Genomic DNA, 19,150 nt, shown 5'->3' with positions numbered 1-19,150 from the left:
CCACCCCATCCCCGCCGCCGTTCTCCAGGATTAGCGCCATCGCCACCTTCGGATGCTGATAAGGGGCAAACAGGGTATAGAAGATGTGATCCCGCAGACGCACCGGGATCATTTTGGCGTTATAGGTCTGGTTTTGCTTCAGACTGAACACCTGCGAAGTCCCGGACTTCGCCGCAATCTGGTACGGCGCGGTATGGAACAGCTTGTAGCCGGTGCCGTTGGGCAAATTCGCCATCCCGTACATGCCGTTGCGCACAATGCCCCAGTACGGGGATTTTGGATCGCCCACCTGCGGCAGGTTCGCCGGCTGCTGATAGCGTTCCACATGATTGCCCTGCTTCATCGAATAGAGCAGATGCGGGTCCTGCACCTTACCGTTGTTCAGCAGCGTGGTGAGCGCTTTCACCATCTGGATGGGGGTGGCGATCCAGTATCCCTGGCCGATACCGACGGAGATGGTATCCCCCTGGTACCAGGGCTTTTTATGCACTCGCTGTTTCCACTCCCGGCTGGGCAGCACCCCGCTATACTCCTCATTGAGATCGATGCCGGTGGACTGACCGTAGCCGAATTTGCTCAGCCACTCATGGATCCGGTCGATGCCCATCTCGAAGGCAACCTGGTAGAAAAAGGTGTCCGCCGACTCTTCAATGGCTTTGGTCACGTTGAGCATGCCGTGGCCGGTTTTCAGCCAGTCGCGGTAGCGACGCTGCGTGCCCGGCAGGGTCCACGTCGGCGCCCCGAAGAAGGTGGTGTTCGGCGTGATCACGCCGGCGGAGAGCGCCGACAGCGCCATATAGGGCTTCACCGTCGAGGCCGGGGGATACAGCCCCTGGGTGACGCGGTTGATCAGCGGCCGGTCCGGGTTATCCAGCAGCGATTTATAGGCCTGATAGCCGATACCTTTGACGAACGGGTTAGGATCATAGCTGGGGCTGGAGACCATCGCCAGCACCCCGCCATCCCGGGGATCGACCACCACCACCGCCGCGCGCTGCCCCTTCAGTACCGACTCAATATACTGCTGCAGGTGCAGGTCAAGGGTCAGGTAGAGGTTTTTCCCGGCCACCGGCGGTACTTCTTTCAACAGACGCACCACCCGGCCGTGGTTGTCCACTTCCACCTCCTGGTAGCCGGTGGTGCCGTGGAGCGCTTTTTCGTAATAACCCTCGATCCCCTGCTTGCCGATATTGTGGTCGGCAGCATAGTTCTCCTCTTCGCCATCTTTCGCCAGCCGCTGCAGGTCGCTGTCGTTGATTTTCGACACATAGCCCACCACGTGCGCCAGCTCTGCGCCGTAGGGGTATTCACGCTGCTGATAGCTCTCCACCGTCACCCCGGGGAAACGGAATTCGTTGACCGCGAAGCGGGCCACCTCCACGTCGCTGAGGTCGGATTTGAGGGTAACCGCTTTATAGCGGCTGCTGTGGTGCATATCGTCGCGGAAGCTGGCGATGTCGTCCGGCGTCAGGTCGACAATCGGCGTCAGGGTTTGCAGCAGCGCGGCCATATCGGGAATTTTGCTCGGGATCACCTGCAGGCGATACAGGGTAATATTCTGCACCAGCGGTATGCCGTTGCGATCGAATATCAGCCCGCGGCTGGGGGCGATGGGCAGCATTTTAATATCGTTTTGGTTGGAACGGGTCTGGTAGAAATCGTGCTGCTCCACCTGCAGATGGTAGAGGTTGAAAATCAGCACGCCAAAGCAGACCACCACCAGCAGAAAGGCGATTGCGGCCCGGCGGATAAACAGCATCTCTTCCGCGGAGTGGTCGCGAATTTCATCTCTCAAAAGGGGCATTAGCGGTACATCACCTGGATCACGGGAAAAGCCAACGGCGTAACGGCCGGGAAGCATAGCCTTATCGCGGCGTTAGCCCTACTGAAAGGTTGCTAATGATCTGGCAGAAATGTTTCAGCATGTTAGAGCCTGGAGAGCCTTTCTCTGTGGCAGAAAGGCATCAGGGTGCGAGGTTAGCCAGCGACGGATATCGCTGGCCTCCCTTTTCCCGACAAACCCGGTTATTTTCTGGCCTCAAAAGCGATCTTAACCGCCATTCCGGCCAGTACCGTCGCCATCAGCCAGCGTTGAAATTGTTGCCAGCCCGGCCGCCGGCTAAGAAATAACGCCACCTGCCCGGCCAGCAAGATAATCAGGCCGTTCACCGCCACACTGATTAATACCTGAGTACAGCCTAACATTAACGACTGGCTGAGCACGCTACCGAGTCCGGGGGTGATAAACTGCGGCAGCAGGGACAAATAGAGGATAGCAACCTTGGGGTTCGCCAGGCTGGTGATAAATCCCATCAGAAACAGCTTACGCCCACTGTCCGCAGGTAATTCACGCACCGCGAATATCGGCCTCCCTCCTGGTTTTATCGCCTGCCACGCCAGATAGAGCAAATAAGCGACCCCGCATAAACGCAAGGCATCGTAGGCATAAGGGACCGCGAAAACCAACGCGGTAATGCCGAAAGCGGCACACAGCATATAGAAGAAAAAGCCCACGGCAACCCCGGCAAGGGAGATAAAGCCAGCGCGTTTTCCCTGGCAAATCGAACGCGAAGTGAGATACATCATATTGGGGCCGGGGGTTAACACTAATCCCAGCGCCACCGCGGCAAAGGCCATTAATGAAGCGAATTCAGGCATAACTTATCTCCAGATAGCGGTAATGCCCAGGCGCGCGGCGACGTCGACCATGCTCCCCAACAGTATTCTGTCTTTAGCGCCCGTCACATGGTGTCTAAGTATTAGCTTATTCTGTGTCCGCCAACAACCCCTGCGCCGGGCATTCGTTACGCTCGCTCAGCGGAAAACCCTCATCCTTTTCTCATTGTAAAATTGTCATATCTCAAACAATTAGCATTCCTTCGGCCCGATTGACGCAGATCGTTTCCTTTGCCGTCTCGTTACGTCTATGGTTAATGGTGAGGTGTATTTTTTACCCCTGGATCCACCAGGTCATATAAGAGGGTGTTTCGCCCTTCGTTGAACGGAATTAGCTATTAAATCCGTAGACTCATTCAAATATCGCTTATTGGTAGCAGTGTATATCGTAACGGCATTCACAAAAGCAAACGGAGCCTGATATGAGCACGTCTAACGACCCATCCAACAACGCATCCGCCGGAAAGTGCCCTTTCCACGCCGAGACGCCCAAGCAGAGCGCCGGCAGCGGCACCGGCAACCGCGACTGGTGGCCTAACCAGCTGCGTGTCGATCTGCTGAACCAGCACTCCAGTCGTTCCAACCCGTTGGGTGAGGATTTTAACTACAGGGAAGAGTTTAAAAAGCTCGATTACTCCGCGCTGAAGGCTGACCTCAGAGCGCTGCTGACCGATTCGCAAGAGTGGTGGCCAGCAGACTGGGGCAGCTATATCGGTCTGTTTATTCGTATGGCCTGGCACGGCGCCGGCACCTACCGCACCGTTGACGGTCGCGGCGGCGCGGGTCGTGGGCAGCAGCGCTTTGCGCCGCTGAACTCCTGGCCTGACAACGTCAGCCTAGATAAGGCCCGCCGTCTGCTGTGGCCGGTGAAACAGAAATATGGCCAGAAAATCTCCTGGGCCGACCTTTACATGCTGGCGGGTAACGTGGCGCTGGAAAACGCCGGCTTCCGCACCTTCGGTTTTGGCGCCGGTCGTGAAGATGTCTGGGAACCGGATCTGGACGTTGACTGGGGCGATGAGAAAGAGTGGCTGGCCCACCGTCACCCGGAAAGCCTGGCGAAACAGGCCATCGGCGCCACCGAAATGGGGCTGATTTACGTTAACCCGGAAGGACCGAACGCCAGCGGCGAGCCGCTGTCCGCCGCCGCGGCCATTCGCGCCACCTTCGGCAATATGGCGATGGACGATGAAGAAATAGTCGCGCTGATCGCCGGCGGCCACACGCTGGGTAAAACCCATGGCGCCGCAGAAACCAGCCACGTCGGCGCCGAGCCGGAAGCCGCGCCGCTGGAAGCGCAGGGCCTGGGCTGGCACTCCAGCTACGGCAGCGGCGCAGGCGCGGATGCCATTACCTCCGGTCTGGAAGTGGTCTGGACGCAGACGCCCACCCAGTGGAGCAACTACTTTTTCGAGAACCTGTTCAAATACGAATGGGTGCAGACCCGCAGCCCGGCGGGCGCTATCCAGTTCGAAGCCAAAGACGCCCCGGAAATTATCCCGGATCCGTTTAACCCGGGGAAAAAGCGCAAACCGACCATGCTGGTCACCGACCTGACCCTGCGCTTCGACCCGGAGTTTGAGAAGATCTCCCGTCGCTTCCTCAACGACCCGCAGGCTTTTAACGAGGCCTTCGCCCGGGCGTGGTTCAAGCTGACCCACCGCGATATGGGGCCGAAATCCCGTTACCTCGGGCCGGAAGTGCCAAAAGAAGATCTGATTTGGCAGGATCCGCTGCCGGCGGCCACCCATCAGCCGAGCGCGGAAGACATCGCCAGCCTGAAAACCGCCATCGCCGGCGCCGGCCTGTCAGTGAGTGAGCTGGTATCGGTGGCCTGGGCCTCTGCCTCCACCTTCCGCGGCGGCGATAAGCGCGGCGGCGCCAACGGCGCGCGTCTGGCGCTGGCCCCGCAGAAGGACTGGCCGGTCAATGCTATCGCCAGCCGGGTGCTGCCGACCCTGCAGGCGATCCAGCGCGCCTCCGGCAAAGCGTCGCTGGCCGATATCATCGTGCTGGCTGGCGTGGTCGGCGTTGAGCAGGCTGCGGCGGCGGCCGGCGTCAGCGTCAACGTGCCGTTTACCCCTGGTCGCGTCGACGCCCTGCCTGAGCAGACCGACGTCGAGTCGTTTGACCTGCTGCAGCCGCTGGCGGATGGCTTCCGCAACTACCGTCGCATCGAGGGCGGTGTGTCGACGGAAACGCTGCTGATCGATAAAGCGCAGCAGCTGACCTTAACCGCTCCGGAGATGACGGTTCTGGTGGGTGGACTGCGCGTGCTGGGCGCCAACTACGACGGCAGCAAACACGGGGTGTTTACCGACCGCGTCGGCGTGCTCAGCAATGACTTCTTCGTCAACCTGCTGGATATGGCCACCGTCTGGAAACCGGCCGATGATCGGGCGGAGCTGTTTACCGGCAGCGACCGTAAAACCGGCGAAGCGAAGTACAGCGCCACCCGCGTGGATCTGGTGTTTGGCTCCAACTCGGTCCTTCGCGCCCTGGCGGAAGTGTACGCCTGCGCCGACGGGCAGCAGAAGCTGGTGCATGACTTTGTCGCCGCCTGGACCAAGGTGATGAACCTCGACCGTTTCGACCTGTGATCCCCTCGCCCCGGCACCCGCCGGGGCTTTTTTATACCGCCCGCGGCAGCTGTTGCAGGCGGCTCCGCGTTCGCTGAATATCCTCCAGTTCCACCCCGGCCACCAGCGTCTCCAGGTCGCAGCGGGTTACCAGCAGCAGGCGGATCTGCTTTTCATACAGCACATCAATCACATTGATAAAGCGCTGCTGGGCCGCCGGCCCTACCGTGGCTAGCGGCGGCACCTCATCCAGCAACCAGACGGCATAACGTTCGCTGAGCGCCAGATAGTCCATCACCGCCGTAGCGGCCTGGCAGAGCTGGGCAAAAGAGAAATGGAGCAAGGCGGGTGACGCCGCGGCCGCCTGCAGCGTGCGATAGCCTACCTCCAGCGGGACCGGTTCGGCAGGCAGCGAGGGCAGCTCGTACAGCTGACGCTGTGATTCGCCCGGGTTAACCCATAGCCGCCCGCTGCAGAAGGCGTTATCCTGGCTCAGATGCCGTTCGCGATAATCCTCCTCGCCGTTAAGCGCGACGACCGCCAGGTGGGCGCGGATCAGCGCGATCGACGGTAAAAAGCGATCGTGATACAGCGGATTAGGCAGCAGCATCTCCGGCGGGTAGTTAGAGGTTGCCAGCAGCACGATGCCCCGTTGAAAAAGGTGTTCCAGCAGCGCCTTCATCAGCATGGCGTCGCCGGGGTCGTGAAGATGAAATTCGTCGAAACACAGCAGGCGGCAGCCGGAGGTCATCTGCATCATCACCGTCTGCAGGCCAGGCGCGCCGGGGGCATTCAGCCGCTGGTGCAGTTCGCGGAAGAAGTGATGAAAATGGACCCGACGCCGGGCGGCAAGCGGCAGGCTGGCAAAAAAGTGGTCGAGAATATAGCTTTTCCCTCGCCCGGTGCGTCCCCAGACGTACAGTCCCTGCGGCGTGCCGGGCGCGGACAACAACTGCTGGCCCAGGGCGTCCAGGCGAGCGATGAGCGACAGCTGATCGTCGTCCAGCGTCAGACGGGCACGCGCCGCCTGCTCGGCCATCACGCGGGTAAAGCGAAAATCAGCCGTCGTCATAGTCTGGCCAGATTCCGACGGCACACATCCATTATTTAACATTTTTATAACCTCCGGCAGGAGGCCATTCTAGCCGCTTTCCCACGGGTTGGCGAATCGCGCGGCCAGCGGCCGTTTCCGCTGCCCCACCGCCTGTCTCTACGCTTCTCCGACGCGCCAGTGTACCGAGGTGACGTTCTGCTGAACGCCCACTTGCGCCATAATCTGCGCCAGCGTTTTCTGATGCTGCTTATGGCTAATCAGCTCCGCGCAAATCTCCAGCTGATCCGCCGTGTCTGCTGCCGCCGACTGTAATCCCTGCAGGGTGAACCTCTGCTGCTGAGCAATATTCAGCAGCAGCTGACGCACGGCCTTTTCATGCTCGCGCAAACAGGTGACGCGTAAGATATAGCGTTTTTCTTCGTCACCGGCGCCCGGCAAGGCATGAATACGCTGCGCCGCTTCGCGGAGCAGGATGTTGGCGCACAGAATAATCAGCGTCGCCGCCGTCGCGTTCCAGAACTGCCCCAGGCCGCAAAGGACACCGATACCGGCCGAGCACCACAGGGTGGCGGCGGTATTGAGGCCGCGAACGTTCATGCCATCGCGCATAATCACTCCCGCCCCCAGGAAGCCGATACCGGAGACGATCTGCGCCGCAATGCGCCCCGGGCTGTCCGGCGAGGCCGACATCGCGCTAAGAATAAACACCGCCGCGCCGGTGGCCACCAGCGCATTGGTCCGCAAACCGGCCATACGTTGCCGCCATTGTCTTTCCGCGCCGATCAGCGCTCCCAGCAGCATTGCCGCGAGTAAATGTGTCATATAAGGAAATACCATCGCGCCTTCCTCCAGATAACAGAAAGCAATAAAAATGTATTGATGTCGCGCTCAGCCGCGCCGGGCAATTAGCGGGCGGATGATGGTGGAGGAAATAAGGTGGTGGGAAACAGAAACATAACGATGCCTCTCGCGTTCGGTCGCGAATCACTACATTCAGGGAGGCAATCCGGTAATCAAAGATTGCTGCCCGCCGGTTCGGCAAGCAGCGAAAATAGTCGCGTTAACTTGCCGGAGAATAACAATAAGGATGACTGTCCAACGCATGACTCCTGTATGAAAGTGGGCACATTATAGCCCGGCGCAATAGCGGGTAAAGCGGGAAAACGCCGCCAGTGAGGATTCGTTTACTCTGTCTGGCCCTGGGCCTGGCCCTGCGCAGCGCGACAGCGCCTGGCGGAGAACATTGCCCCCCACGGTGATTTACTTCAATTCTTCCCTCAGCGTGCGGCGAAAACCAGCATGAATATCATCTTTTACCCTGCATGGCGCGATCTTGCGCTAAAGATTGCCGTTAACGCTAAAGATTAAAAATTTAAAACTATTAACAATCACTTAACATTAGCAAGCAAACCATTCTTCCTGAGGAACACAACACCATGTCTACCACCCAGGTTCTCGGCGAATCGCCCTATGCTTCGCCAGGACAACCGCACGCCAGCTTAACCGGACGCATTGACGCGCTGCCCGCCTCCTTCGGGTTATGGTCGTTTATCACCCTACTCTCCCTCGGCGGCTTCTTTGAGCTCTACGATTTGTTCCAGACCGGGTACATCAGCGCGGGCCTGCTGGCGGAGGGTATTTTCCACACCGGCGCGGCGGGGATCTTTGGCATCGCCGATCAGGCGGCCTTTGCCTCCGCCACCTTTATGGGGCTGTTTATCGGCGCGAGTCTGCTGGCGCCGCTGGCGGACAAGCTGGGGCGCCGCCTGACCTTTATGGTGGCGCTCGCCTGGTACGGCTTTTTCTCGCTGCTGATGGCGACCCAGAGCAGTGCGGAAGGGGTGATCTTCTTCCGCTTTCTGGTGGGAATCGGCCTCGGCATTGAGCTGGTGACCATTGACACCTACCTCAGCGAATGGGTACCTACCCACCTGCGCAATAAAGCCTTCGCCTTTGCCTTCTTTATTCAGTTCTTGTCGGTTCCGGCGGTAGCGCTGATGTCCTGGATATTGGTGCCAACCACCCTCTTCGGCCTCAGCGGCTGGCGCTGGGTGATCATCTTCGGTGCGCTGTTCTCGCTGGCGATCTGGTTTATCCGCAAAAAGCTGCCGGAGTCAGCCCGCTGGCTGGAAAGCAAAGGGCGGCATGATGAGGCGCATGCGGTGATGTGCGCCATGGAAGCCCGCTGCGGCCTGACGCCGTCGCCGAAGCATGCGCAGGCGGCACAGAGCGTCGTCAAACGCGGCACCTTCGGCGAAATCTGGGCGCCGCAGTATCGGCGGCGAACCCTGATGCTGATGGTGATGAATTTCTTCCAGGCGATCGGTTTCTTCGGCTTTGGCAACTGGCTGCCGGCGCTGCTTTCCGGTCAGGGGGCCAGTATCACCCACAGTCTGCTGTACGCCTTCTTTATCACCCTCGCCTATCCGCTGGGCTGCCTGTTCTGCACCCGATTCGTGCATCGCTTTGAGAACAAGTGGCAGATCGTTCTCTCCGCGCTGATGACCGTCATCTTCGGCACCCTGTTTGCGCTGCAAAACAATCCTATCCTGCTGGTGATCTGCGGGTTTATGATCACCTGGTCCAACGCCTGGCTGACCATCAGCTACCACGCCTACCAGGCCGAGGTCTTCCCGACCCATATTCGCGCCCGCGCCGTCGGCTTCTGCTACTCGTTCAGTCGTCTCTCGACCGCGGTGACCAGCATCCTGATCGGCATTATTCTGCAATATGCCGGCACGCCGGGGGTGATTAGCTTTATCGTCGTCAGTATGCTGATGGTGATGCTGTCGGTGGGGATCTTCGGCCCGAGAACCCGGGGCATTCGACTGGAGAATATCTGAGGCTGGCCTCAGCCAAAAATCCCCTGCGCCTCGGCGAAGCATTTTTCCGCCAGGGACGAGACCGGCTCCTGCTGGCGCATAATCAGCGCCAGCTGCGAATCGACCTGGCTTTCGGCGATCGGCAGGATCTCAAGATTATCGCTTAGCGCTTCGAGGCCGTTGTTAAGCGGCATAATGGCGCAGCAGATCCCCGCCTGCACCGCCTGGATAATCTGAAACGTTGAATCGCTTTCAAAGACAGACATCGGGGTTAGCCCTTTGGCCTTAAAGCTGATTTCAATGGATTCCCGGTAGTACATTCCCTTGGTCAGAAAGCCAAGGGGCAGCGCCGCCAGCGTATCCCAGCCCGGCGTCCCGGAGCTGAAGCCGAAATGGCGTTTATCGTGCAGCAGTCCCATCCGGGTTTGCGGCAGCCGGGCGATCTTAAACAGGCGTTCATCCAGATGCTGCAGGTAACAGATCCCCAGGTCCAGCTGGTTGCGGCTGACGCCATCGATAATCTGCTCCGAGGTCATTGACAGCAGGCTGAACTGCAGCGCCGGGTATTTCTCCGCGAGGGGTTTAATCAGCTGCATCGGGTTGAGGCTCGCCAGCGGCACCATACCAACCCGCAGCTGGCCGACCATCTGCCCGCGACAGATGGCCGCCTCCGCCGCCAGGCCGTCATGGGCGGCAAGCACCGCCCGCGCCCACGCGAGGATCCGCTCCCCCTCCGGGGTAAAACCCTCAAAGCGCTGCCCGCGCTGGATAAGGGTCAGGTTCAGCTCCTCTTCCAGATTACGAATGCGCATGGAGAGGGTTGGCTGGGTAATATGGCAGGCTGCCGCCGCCTGGCCAAAATGGCGCGTCTGATCGAGCGCGATCAAATACTTGAGTTGCTTAATATCCATTCTCTTTCCCGTTTGAACCCCGCCGTTCACCCCCGGGGCCGCGCACAGGTTATCAGAATGTTAGTTTCATCACCGATAAATTCAAGCGAGGACTGGAGGGGCGACGGGGCGCAGGACGGCGCAACGCCGCCCAACGCCCTGCTTCTTTAACGCGCGCCAGCCAGCGGGCGGATCTCTTTCGAGCGCAGCGTCAGGCGGACAGGAACTGACTTATAGGAAGGCGTACCGCTCTCTTCATCCAGATAGTTCAAGGGCACCAGCACGTTGGCTTCCGGGTAATAGGCGCCGACGGTGCCGGGCGCGATGCCGTAGGCCACCACGGTGATATCTCTGAGCGTCAATGCGCTGCCCGGCAGCGCGGTGTGGATATCCACCCGATCGCCATGCTCCAGGCCCTGGGCGGCCATATCCTGCTCGTTCATAAACAGCACGTCGCGACGGCCAAAAACGCCGCGGTAACGGTCATCCATAGCGTAGATGGTGGTGTTGTACTGGTCGTGGCTGCGCAGGGTCACTAAGCGCATCACATCCTCGCCCTCCACCACCACGTTCTCATGCACGCCTTTGAAAACCGAGAACATGGCTTTGCCGGTGGCGGTAGGCCAGATGCGCTCGGTCGGCGGCAGCGGCATGCGAAAGCCCCCGGGGTGACGAATGCGCTGGTTGTAATCCTCGAACCCCGGAATGGTCTGTTCGATCAGATCGCGAATGCGGTCGTAATCTTCCACCAGATACAGCCAGTCGACTTTGCTGGCCGGCAGTGTGACCTTCGCCAGACCGGCGACAATCGCCGGCTCCGAGCGCAGCGTCGGCGAGGCGGGCTTAAGCTTGCCTGAGGAGGCATGTACCATCGACATCGAATCCTCGACGGTGATCGACTGTCGGCCGCTGGCCTGCAGGTCAAGCTCGGTGCGGCCCAGACACGGCAGAATAAAGGTCTCTTTCGCCGTCAGCAGGTGCGAGCGGTTGAGCTTGGTGCCGACGTGAACGCTGAGCTCAAGGTTGCGCATCGCCGGGAAAGCGCGTTCGTGATCCGGCATCGCCACGGCGAAGTTGCCCCCGAGGCAGATCAGGGCTTTGGCGTCGCCAGCGATCATGGCCTCCAGCGCCTTCACCGCATCGTGACCATGATGCCGCGGCGGCGCGATCCCCATCACCCGCTGCAGGCTGTCGAGGAAGGCCGCAGTGGGTTTTTCGCTGATCCCGACGGTGCGGTTTCCCTGCACGTTTGAATGGCCGCGTAATGGGCAGATCCCGGCTCCTGGCTTGCCGATATTGCCGCGCATCAGCAGCAGGTCGGCAATCAGCCGGACGTTGGAGGTGCCTTTATTATGCTGGGTGATGCCCATGCCGTAGGTGACGATGGTGGCCGTGGATTTGGCGTAGGCCACGGCGACCTGGGTTAGCGACTCGCGCGTCAGACCGGACTCCTGCTCAATATCCTGCCAGCGGGTGGCGTGCAGATCCTCGGCGAAGGCGGCGAACCCCTGGGTATGTTGCGCAATAAACGCGTGGTCGAGCACCTGGCCCTGCTCCTCCTCCAGCTGCAGCAGCGCTTTGGCGATCCCTTTCAGCGCCGCCGCGTCGCCGCCGGCCCGTACCTGGTAGTAGGTCGACGCGATCGGCGTCGAGCGATATGTCGCCATCTCCATCACGTTCTGCGGGTCGGCAAAACGCTCCAGCGCCCGCTCACGCAATGGGTTAAAAACGATAATCGGCACACCCCGGCGGGAAAGCTCATGCAGAGTGCCCATCATCCGCGGATGGTTGGTGCCCGGATTATGGCCGATGGAGATCACCAGCTCGGTCTGGTCAAAATCGTCGAGGGAGACGGTGCCTTTGCCAATGCCGATCGACTGCGGCAGGCCCACGCTGGTAGATTCATGGCACATGTTAGAGCAGTCGGGAAAGTTATTGGTGCCGTACTCGCGGGCAAACAGCTGAAACAGCCACGCCGCTTCATTGGAGGCCCGTCCGGAGGTGTAGAATTCAACTTCATCTGGCTGAAGGCCGCGAAGGATCTCGCCGATACGGGCGAAGGCCGCCTCCCACGCCACCGGTCGCAGGGTATCGCTGGCGCGGTCGTAGACCAAAGGATGGGTTAAGCGGCCATAGCCCTCCAGTTCAAAATCGCTTTTCGCCAGCAGGGAGGTCACGGTGTTAGCCGCGAGGAACGCTGGCGTCACCCGTTTGGTGGTCGCCTCCCAGGTAACGGCTTTGGCGCCATTTTCGCAAAACTGAAAAGTGGATTTATGCTCTTTATCCGGCCAGGCGCAGCCCGGGCAGTCAAACCCATCCGGCTGGTTAGTTCGCAGCAGCGTGGCGGGCGCCTCGAAGGCATCCATCTGGGTACGCACGGCAATGGCCGTGGCCTTCAGCGCGCCCCATCCGCCTGCCGGACCGTCATAGGGGTGAACACCGGGAACCGCGCGTCTTTTATTGGTCATCTTTTTACTCCTGCTGCTCTGTTCTGGCCGCCGCCGGCCGAAAAAAAGCGTGCGACGACCCCGGCGACGAGGCGTGGTGTGCGCGGCGTCACCTGATAAGAATGCTGTTTCTCAAGGATAGTACGATGGGAAAGCGTAGGTACTGCGTTTGTTAACCGAATAATAACATACGCCACAAATCTGTATAATTGATGTTATCTATCGGGTGTTAAATTTAACTTATTTGCAAATTTTGCTTTTATCGCCGCCCTCTGCGCGGCGGGTCACGCGGGGACGGGAAAGTGATGACCGGGCAGCGGAAACTGCCCGGCGCGCAGGGGTTCAGGTCAGGTTGAAGTAACGGTCCGGACGCAGCGTCTCCGGCAGCGGATGTTGACCGGTCATGTCGAGCAGATTGCGCTCAATGGTGTTGCACATCGCGTTCAGCGGCAGGTCGTTGGCGGCGGTGCCGAAAGGATCCTCCAGCTCTTCCGCCAGCGAATCCCAGGATAAAAAGGTGTAGGAGATAAAGACCGAGACAAACGGCGTCATGTAGTGCAGATCCCCGACCAGGGCAAACGGCAGCAGCGTGCAGAACAGGTACACGGTGCGCTGCAGGATCAGGGTATAGGCGAACGGCACCGGGGTGGTGGCCAGCCTTTCGCAGCCGCCCAGCACGTGCGCCAGCTCATCGAGCTTATTGTCCATCAGCCCGTATGTGATGTCGCTCAGCTTGCCCGCCTCGCGCAGCTGGCCAATTTCGTTACCGGCCAGCAGCAGGATCCGGTTGGTGGGCATCGAACTGGCGAGGATCTCCGTCACCCTCTCCTCGGGCAGCAGCCGCCGCAGGTCAGCCGTCGGATCGGTTTTGCGCAGCTGGTGCTTCAGGCTCCAGCTGAAGGCCACCAGATAGCTGACGATGCGCTGATGGGCATCGTGTTCCGCCGGCAGGATATTGCGCAGCTGGCGCACCAGGGTACGTTCGGCGATAAGCACCGTCCCCCACAGATTGCGCGCCTCGACGAAGCGGCTATAGCTGGCGCTGTTGCGAAAGCCGAGGAAAATCGCTATCGCGATGCCCAGCAGACTGAACGGCGCCACCGTTAAGTGGATCCCCAGCTGCGCGTACCATTGATAGCTGATAATGGCGATGATGGACATCAGCACATTAAGCAGCAGACGAAAGATGATTTTTGACAGCACGGAGCCGTGCCAGTCAAATAGGCGAAGAAACCAGTGTTGTTCTGGCCGAATGATCATTGTCTGACTTCCTGAATTACCGCTCTGGTCATTATCTCGAAATAAAGAATAGAGATTATCTATGAACCGATTGGTTTATTTTATCGTTAACTGCAACGGGCAGATCTGCGCCATTATTTAGCGATGGTAATGGCCGGCTCAGTATGAGCCTTATTTATCGTTCAGGCAATCAATGCGCGGGCGGAAGGCGCGAGGAATAATGGCTCAGGGATAAAATAACCGCTGAGCCAGTCTATTTTCCGCTTATGACGTCAGGCAGTTTGCCTCCCCCGGCGAACTGGCAACCGCCGCGCAGGGATCGAGATGCACCATCACATTAAGCACCGGATGCTGCGCCATGACCCGCTCCCGCGCCTGCCGGGCAATCTGATGCCCTTCAGCGACCGACAGCTCTCCGGCTACCTCGAGATGGACATCCACCAGCACCAGATCCCCCGCCTTACGGGTTTTCAAATCGTGCAGACCCGCCACGCCCGGCGTGGCCCGCAGCGTGCCGGCGATTGCCCGCTGCGTCTCTTCATCGACAGCGCGGTCCATTAAATCGTGCAGCGCGGTGGCGGCGAAACGATAGCCCATCCGCGTAATCACCAGCCCTACCGCCAGCGCGGCGAGCGGGTCGAACCAGGCGAACCCGGCCAGATTACCGATAATCCCCAGCGCCACCACCAGTGATGACGCGGCGTCTGAGCGGGCATGCCAGGCGTTGGCGATGAGCAGCGAGGAGTTCAGCCGCCTGGCGGCCGCCAGCATATAGCGAAACAGCCCCTCTTTGACCACCAGCGCCGTCAGCGCCATCCACAGCGCCACGCTGTGCACCGGCGGAATCGTCTGCGGTTGCGCGAGATGACCCGCGGCAGACCACAGCATACCGACCCCGACCAGCACCAGGATCGCGCCGAGGACCAGAGAGGCGCCGTTCTCATAACGCCAGTGGCCATAATGGTGATCGTGGTCAGACGGTCGGCGACTCTTTTTATTCGCCACCAGCACGACGCCATCGGCGAGCAGATCGGAAAAAGAGTGCATGCCATCGGCAATTAACCCCTGGGAACCAGAATATATTCCCACCGCAATCTGCAACGCGGAGAGAAAAATATTGACCACCACGCTAACCAGGGTACTCCTTCGCGCCTGCTCAGAACGCTGATGATATTTATTATCATTTTCAAAATTATGTTGTGCCATTATTTCTCTCCCTCAGTGAGCGGGAAGAATAAACTGACAAGCTGAGTTTATGCTTAACAATATAAAAGCCATTGCCTTGCTGTTTAACGAAATCGCTGCGGTCGTTAATTACTGTATTCTGAAAGTGTGGCCCCGGAGGTACAACCGCGCGCGGATGGACTATCTTATCACTGGCGACCGACAGGTCGGGCCACCTTCTCTTAGCCACCACAGGAGTCAGCGATGTCAGCAATCACACCATCCCGGCTGCGTTTTGCCATTAATCTGGGCAATGCGGTACTGGCCCATCCTGGAGAAAACGGCGAGCCGACAGGCATTACCCCCGAGCTCAGCCATCGACTGGCGCAGCGCTGGGGCGTCGTCGCCGAGTTCGTCACCTATCCTGCCGCCGGTAAAGTGGTGGCCGACGCCGGCGGCGAACGCTGGGATATCGCCTTTCTGGCCATCGACCCGGCGAGGGAGGCGACCCTGCGCTTTACTTCTCCCTATATCACCATTCAGGGGACCGCGCTGGTGAGAGCCGGTTCGCCCTGCCAGAGCGTGGCCGATATGGATCGCCCGGCAACCACGATTAACGTCGGGCAAAACGCCGCCTACGATCTGTGGCTCACCCGCCATTTGCAGTACGCCAGCCTGAATCGTCTCCCCTCCTCGCAGGAGGCCATCGACGCCTTCCTCGCCGGTGAAGGGGATATGGTCGCTGGCATCCGTCAGCCGCTGGAGGCGACAGCGCGCCGCCATCCGGGGGTGCGGGTCTTAGCGGATAATTTTACCGAGATCCAGCAGGCCATCTGCGTCGCCCGGGATGATGTGGTCCGCTTTAACGCGGTGAATGACGCGTTGGACGAATGGCGGGCGGACGGTAGCCTGGAGGCGCTGATTGCCCGGCACCTGGGCAAGGCGGGCTGAATCACGCCTCCGCCATCCGGCGCATGGCGCAATGCCAGGCGCCGTTACGTACCGAGGCGCGCAGCACGCGGGCGATCGCCAGTACCATCAGACGCGTCGTGCGCCGCTGCAGCGGCGACAGCGACAGTCCCAGCATCTCCTGCGCCCATGGCGGCAGAAGATCGATCCCGGCCCGCATCATCACCTGGCCAACCGGCTGACTCAGGCGACCCGGCAGACGGGTGGTGAGCAGTACCTCGGCTACCTCCCGGGTACGTTCGTCACAGCGCAGCTGCGGACGCATCGCCTCAAGATAGTCCGCGACCTCATTCGGCGTCTGGGGAATATCTTTGGCTCCCAACCGACGAGCGATCTCCGCCGACTCGCGAAAATAGTCCTCCTGGCGCTGGACGCTGACCACCGTCCGCTTGTAGCGCAGGTGGGAGGCCATAAAGCGGCTGCACTCAGCGACATGCACCCAGGTCAACAGCGCCGGGTCGCTTGCCTGATACGGCGTGCCGTCCTTGTCCACCCCGGCGATCCGCTGATGGATCCCCTGCACTTTGGCGATCAGCCGCTCGGCGTCGGGGGTGGCGGCGAAGGTGGTAGCGGAAATAAACTGACTGGTGCGACGCAGGCGGCCAAAGATATCCTCGCGGAAACGGGAGTGGTCCCAGACGCCGGCCAGCGCCAGGGGGTGCAGCATCTGCAGCAACAGCGCGCTAATGCCGCCGCACAGCATTGAGGTAAAATCGCCATGCACCTGCCAGATGGCTGATTGCGGACCAAAAAGCCCCGGCTCCCCTTTGGGCTGTTCAAAATCAATCTCTTTTAACGCCATGCCGGTCAGGCCGAGCACCTGCGCCTCGATCATTCCGCGAATGCCGATCATGCTGGAGTCCCTTACGTTTACCAAAGGACCAAAGATACCACTATTGCGCAGCGGAGGCAGTGACAGGGAGAGAGATCGCGGGAACGGTGCCCGCAGAGTGCGGGCACAACAGCTTATGGATTTAGCTGGTAGTCAAGGGTGATATTGGCTTTCAGCACCTGTGATACCGGGCAGCCGGCCTTCGCTTTCTGGATGATCTCATCGAACGCCGCCGGCGCAACGCCGGGCAGGACAATCTGGCTTTGCAACGCGATGTCGGTTATTGCAAACCCACCGTCGGTTTTATTGAGGGTGACCACTGCGGTGGTGTCGATGGACGTCGCGGTATAGCCCTCTTCGCTGAGCATCAGCGACAGGGCCATCGAGAAGCAGGCGGCATGTGCGGCGCCGATCAGCTCTTCGGGGTTGGTGCCTTTCACCCCTTCAAAACGGGTATTAAAGCCGTAGGGCTGCTGGCTCAGCGCCCCGCTCTCCGTCGACACGGTGCCTTTGCCATGCTTGAGATCGCCTTCCCAGTGCGCCAGCCCTTTCTTATGAATCGCCATATGACTCCTCCTGTGATGATGTCGAACAAAAAGTATAGTGCCTGATGCTGAACCTGCTTCTATTCTGCGGCCCGCCGCATCAGCGTTCCCAAAAAGCTCCCGTTGCGGATGACGCTAACGGCCATCGTGAGGATGGTAAGGATCGGTTTTGTCATCCTCGCTGTCGTCCCGTTTACGCGGCACTTCGCCATGTTCGTCAGGCGCCTCGCGCGCAGGGTGCTTCCCGCGCTCCTCGTCATGCGGGTGGGATGTTGTGCTCATACCGGTAAGCTCCCCTTACTTAGGCGACTGTTTGAGCAGGCGATCGATACGTACTACCGGCGGCGTCATTTTGCGATCAAGGCTGCCGTTAATACTGACCAGATCGTCAGGCTCTACGTGCTGTTCATTAAACGCGGCAACCGGAATAATGGCGGTGATGGTGCCGCTTTTATCGCGAAACTGATAACGGTCATCCCCCTGTCGGGTGAGCAGATTGCCGCGCAGGGAAACCGTGGCGCCGTCGTGCATGGTTTTCGCCTGCTCAACGGTCATGATCCGCCCCTCCTCGACGCCGCGATAGCCGTCATCGAGTTTGTGCGGCGGCGGCGGCGCGGCATCCTGGCTAAAACCGCTTTTATCGTCCGCCTGCGCGACCGCGGCGGCAAACAAACAGGCCATGGCCAAGGCTAATTTTTTCATCATGCCTCCTTGTTTTTGCTGATGAACAGATTAAAGCCTGGCTGAGGCTGGCCATTTTTACAAAGTCAATTGTTCTGATATCGTCTAATATAAGAATGTCCTTATCGTTACGCTGATGGCGAAACGAAACGCGGGGAAATAATAATGACTGAGCATCAACAACCTTGTCACATCGTCGACGAGAATGAACAGGCCCTCCGCTTTGAATATCGCTTCAGGCGCTATGGGATAATTGTTCTCAGCCTCATCATTCTTACCGCATTGAGCGGCCTGTGGTCCTCCGGATATTTCAGTGAGGCGCACCGGGAAAGCCCTAATGGTGAATTACGCGTCGATTACCAGCGTTATGCCAGACTGATGAGTGAAACCGAACTGAATATTCAGATCAAACCCACGCAGGAAAATGACACGACGATCAGTTTCGCCGCCACGTTATTAACCCGTTACCAGGTTGGCGATATCCGCCCGCAGCCGGATAAGATGTACAGTGCCGACGGGAAATTACATCTGGTGTATCAGCGGACAACCAGCCGCTCGCCGCAATCGGTATGGTTATCTATTACCCCCAAAACGATAGGCAATATTTCCCTGCAGGCGGCAGTCAACGATCGCCCTGCCGTCAGCTGGCAACAGTTTGTCTATCCGTAGGAGTCGCGATGGAAATGGTCCTCAGAGCCGCAGCAATCTATCTGATCCTGCTGATTATTTTCAAGATTGCCGGTAGACGAACCCTGATGCAGTTAACCAATTTTGACCTGATACTGCTGCTGATTATCAGTGAAGCGACCCAGCAGGCGATGCTCAGCACAGACTATTCCGTTACCGGTTCGATGCTGACTATCGTCACCCTGGTCAGTATTGATATTTTATTCGGCTATATTAAGAAAAAATTTGCCCAGGCGGAAAATTTTCTGGATGGCACGCCGGTTATCGTAGTGGAAAATGGTGCTGTCATCGATGAGAAAATGAAGCTCGTCAATATTTCTGTCGATGATATCCTGCTGGCGGCCAGGCAGCACCATGGGATTTATGAACTGAAAGCGATAAAATTCGCTATTCTCGAACGTAACGGCCAGATATCCATTATTCCGGAACAGGAATAACACCGGCTTAGCTATTTATCGCGCTCCGGTTGTTTATCCCCCGATTCCGGGGCGCGGGTGGCGTCGTCCTCTTCTTTTTCAACGCTACGCGTGTTTACTGTCAACATTTTTCCTCCTCGCGGGTTGTC

At 59.1% G+C, this 19,150-nt stretch carries 17 protein-coding genes and 1 riboswitch; of the genes, 5 read left to right on the top strand and 12 right to left on the bottom strand.

Features of this window, described 5'->3' with window-relative positions:
- Positions 1-1,804, bottom strand: a 1,804-nt coding sequence (gene mrdA / locus KHQ24_RS22615; protein ID WP_164877665.1) for a penicillin-binding protein 2, incomplete at its 3' end; no start/stop codon positions are given.
- 221 nt (positions 1,805-2,025) lie between these two features.
- On the bottom strand, positions 2,026-2,658 hold the full coding sequence (locus KHQ24_RS22610; protein ID WP_004202603.1) for a LysE family translocator: 633 nt from the start codon (positions 2,656-2,658) through the stop codon (positions 2,026-2,028).
- 17 nt (positions 2,659-2,675) lie between these two features.
- Positions 2,676-2,755: riboswitch (ZMP/ZTP riboswitch) on the bottom strand.
- Positions 2,756-3,098: 343 nt separating this feature from the next.
- On the opposite strand from KHQ24_RS22610, the gene katG reads away from it, so the two are divergent.
- The gene (katG, locus tag KHQ24_RS22605; RefSeq protein WP_004202604.1) at positions 3,099-5,276 is read left to right on the top strand and encodes a catalase/peroxidase HPI; all 2,178 of its coding nucleotides are present in this window, start codon (positions 3,099-3,101) and stop codon (positions 5,274-5,276) included.
- A gap of 31 nt (positions 5,277-5,307) precedes the next feature.
- Here katG and zapE read toward each other — a convergent pair whose 3' ends face one another.
- Together zapE and KHQ24_RS22595 are read right to left on the bottom strand one after the other, a co-directional pair.
- A complete protein-coding gene (gene zapE / locus KHQ24_RS22600) occupies positions 5,308-6,369 on the bottom strand; it encodes a cell division protein ZapE (protein WP_032425868.1) in 1,062 nt (353 codons plus the stop codon).
- Positions 6,370-6,465: 96 nt separating this feature from the next.
- Positions 6,466-7,146, bottom strand: a complete 681-nt coding sequence (locus tag KHQ24_RS22595) for an MgtC family protein (RefSeq protein ID WP_004202612.1) — start codon at positions 7,144-7,146, stop codon at positions 6,466-6,468.
- Between the two features lie 599 nt (positions 7,147-7,745).
- On the opposite strand from KHQ24_RS22595, the gene KHQ24_RS22590 reads away from it, so the two are divergent.
- A complete protein-coding gene (locus KHQ24_RS22590; protein WP_146410842.1) occupies positions 7,746-9,152 on the top strand; it encodes an MFS transporter in 1,407 nt (468 codons plus the stop codon).
- 8 nt (positions 9,153-9,160) lie between these two features.
- Here KHQ24_RS22590 and KHQ24_RS22585 read toward each other — a convergent pair whose 3' ends face one another.
- From KHQ24_RS22585 to KHQ24_RS22570, 4 genes are all read right to left on the bottom strand, one after another.
- Positions 9,161-10,042 carry a LysR family transcriptional regulator gene (locus tag KHQ24_RS22585; RefSeq protein WP_211777483.1) on the bottom strand — a complete coding sequence of 294 codons (882 nt, stop codon included), beginning with the start codon at positions 10,040-10,042 and terminating at the stop codon, positions 9,161-9,163.
- A gap of 146 nt (positions 10,043-10,188) precedes the next feature.
- Complete coding sequence (locus KHQ24_RS22580) at positions 10,189-12,489, bottom strand: FdhF/YdeP family oxidoreductase (protein ID WP_211777482.1); 2,301 nt, start codon at positions 12,487-12,489, stop codon at positions 10,189-10,191.
- 321 nt (positions 12,490-12,810) lie between these two features.
- Positions 12,811-13,728, bottom strand: a complete 918-nt coding sequence (locus KHQ24_RS22575) for a bestrophin family protein (protein ID WP_023318342.1) — start codon at positions 13,726-13,728, stop codon at positions 12,811-12,813.
- 243 nt (positions 13,729-13,971) lie between these two features.
- Positions 13,972-14,913: a cation diffusion facilitator family transporter gene (locus tag KHQ24_RS22570; protein WP_004202626.1), complete on the bottom strand. Its 942-nt coding sequence runs from the start codon at positions 14,911-14,913 to the stop codon at positions 13,972-13,974.
- 222 nt (positions 14,914-15,135) lie between these two features.
- On the opposite strand from KHQ24_RS22570, the gene KHQ24_RS22565 reads away from it, so the two are divergent.
- A complete protein-coding gene (locus KHQ24_RS22565; RefSeq protein ID WP_048324334.1) occupies positions 15,136-15,822 on the top strand; it encodes an ABC transporter substrate-binding protein in 687 nt (228 codons plus the stop codon).
- Between the two features lies 1 nt (position 15,823).
- Here the strand turns inward: KHQ24_RS22565 and KHQ24_RS22560 are convergent, their stop codons facing one another.
- The 4 genes from KHQ24_RS22560 to KHQ24_RS22545 form a co-directional block, all read right to left on the bottom strand.
- Positions 15,824-16,693: an oxygenase MpaB family protein gene (locus KHQ24_RS22560; protein ID WP_032456112.1), complete on the bottom strand. Its 870-nt coding sequence runs from the start codon at positions 16,691-16,693 to the stop codon at positions 15,824-15,826.
- Between the two features lie 113 nt (positions 16,694-16,806).
- A complete protein-coding gene (locus tag KHQ24_RS22555) occupies positions 16,807-17,238 on the bottom strand; it encodes an OsmC family protein (protein WP_004202630.1) in 432 nt (143 codons plus the stop codon).
- 114 nt (positions 17,239-17,352) lie between these two features.
- Positions 17,353-17,499 (bottom strand): hypothetical protein, encoded by a 147-nt coding sequence (locus KHQ24_RS22550; RefSeq protein WP_017900537.1) that lies wholly within the window; start codon positions 17,497-17,499, stop codon positions 17,353-17,355.
- A 15-nt stretch (positions 17,500-17,514) separates the two neighbouring features.
- Positions 17,515-17,919 (bottom strand): YdeI family stress tolerance OB fold protein, encoded by a 405-nt coding sequence (locus KHQ24_RS22545; RefSeq protein WP_211777481.1) that lies wholly within the window; start codon positions 17,917-17,919, stop codon positions 17,515-17,517.
- Positions 17,920-18,063: 144 nt separating this feature from the next.
- Here KHQ24_RS22545 and KHQ24_RS22540 point away from each other — a divergent pair, with 144 nt between their 5' ends.
- On the top strand, positions 18,064-18,567 hold the full coding sequence (locus KHQ24_RS22540) for a hypothetical protein (protein WP_211777480.1): 504 nt from the start codon (positions 18,064-18,066) through the stop codon (positions 18,565-18,567).
- Between the two features lie 8 nt (positions 18,568-18,575).
- Positions 18,576-19,022 carry a DUF421 domain-containing protein gene (locus KHQ24_RS22535; RefSeq protein WP_004202634.1) on the top strand — a complete coding sequence of 149 codons (447 nt, stop codon included), beginning with the start codon at positions 18,576-18,578 and terminating at the stop codon, positions 19,020-19,022.
- Positions 19,023-19,150: the final 128 nt, after the last annotated feature.

This window comes from Klebsiella sp. 54, assembly GCF_018223875.1.
Lineage (GTDB): Bacteria > Pseudomonadota > Gammaproteobacteria > Enterobacterales > Enterobacteriaceae > Klebsiella > Klebsiella quasipneumoniae.
Note: the sequence above shows the minus strand (reverse complement) of the source record. Positions and strands in the feature narration are given on the sequence as shown.

Excerpts from the sequence above, each read along its gene's own strand:
- KHQ24_RS22595 (WP_004202612.1), bottom strand. The coding sequence starts at position 7,146 with ATGGTATTTCCTTATATGACACATTTACTCGCGGCAATGCTGCTGGGA.
- KHQ24_RS22560 (WP_032456112.1), bottom strand. The coding sequence starts at position 16,693 with ATGATCGGCATTCGCGGAATGATCGAGGCGCAGGTGCTCGGCCTGACC.
- KHQ24_RS22550 (WP_017900537.1), bottom strand. The coding sequence starts at position 17,499 with ATGAGCACAACATCCCACCCGCATGACGAGGAGCGCGGGAAGCACCCT.
- KHQ24_RS22590 (WP_146410842.1), top strand. The coding sequence starts at position 7,746 with ATGTCTACCACCCAGGTTCTCGGCGAATCGCCCTATGCTTCGCCAGGA.
- KHQ24_RS22555 (WP_004202630.1), bottom strand. The coding sequence starts at position 17,238 with ATGGCGATTCATAAGAAAGGGCTGGCGCACTGGGAAGGCGATCTCAAG.
- KHQ24_RS22610 (WP_004202603.1), bottom strand. The coding sequence starts at position 2,658 with ATGCCTGAATTCGCTTCATTAATGGCCTTTGCCGCGGTGGCGCTGGGA.
- KHQ24_RS22580 (WP_211777482.1), bottom strand. The coding sequence starts at position 12,489 with ATGACCAATAAAAGACGCGCGGTTCCCGGTGTTCACCCCTATGACGGT.
- KHQ24_RS22565 (WP_048324334.1), top strand. The coding sequence starts at position 15,136 with ATGTCAGCAATCACACCATCCCGGCTGCGTTTTGCCATTAATCTGGGC.
- KHQ24_RS22545 (WP_211777481.1), bottom strand. The coding sequence starts at position 17,919 with ATGAAAAAATTAGCCTTGGCCATGGCCTGTTTGTTTGCCGCCGCGGTC.
- katG (WP_004202604.1), top strand. The coding sequence starts at position 3,099 with ATGAGCACGTCTAACGACCCATCCAACAACGCATCCGCCGGAAAGTGC.
- zapE (WP_032425868.1), bottom strand. The coding sequence starts at position 6,369 with ATGTTAAATAATGGATGTGTGCCGTCGGAATCTGGCCAGACTATGACG.
- KHQ24_RS22570 (WP_004202626.1), bottom strand. The coding sequence starts at position 14,913 with ATGGCACAACATAATTTTGAAAATGATAATAAATATCATCAGCGTTCT.
- KHQ24_RS22575 (WP_023318342.1), bottom strand. The coding sequence starts at position 13,728 with ATGATCATTCGGCCAGAACAACACTGGTTTCTTCGCCTATTTGACTGG.
- KHQ24_RS22535 (WP_004202634.1), top strand. The coding sequence starts at position 18,576 with ATGGAAATGGTCCTCAGAGCCGCAGCAATCTATCTGATCCTGCTGATT.
- KHQ24_RS22540 (WP_211777480.1), top strand. The coding sequence starts at position 18,064 with ATGACTGAGCATCAACAACCTTGTCACATCGTCGACGAGAATGAACAG.
- KHQ24_RS22585 (WP_211777483.1), bottom strand. The coding sequence starts at position 10,042 with ATGGATATTAAGCAACTCAAGTATTTGATCGCGCTCGATCAGACGCGC.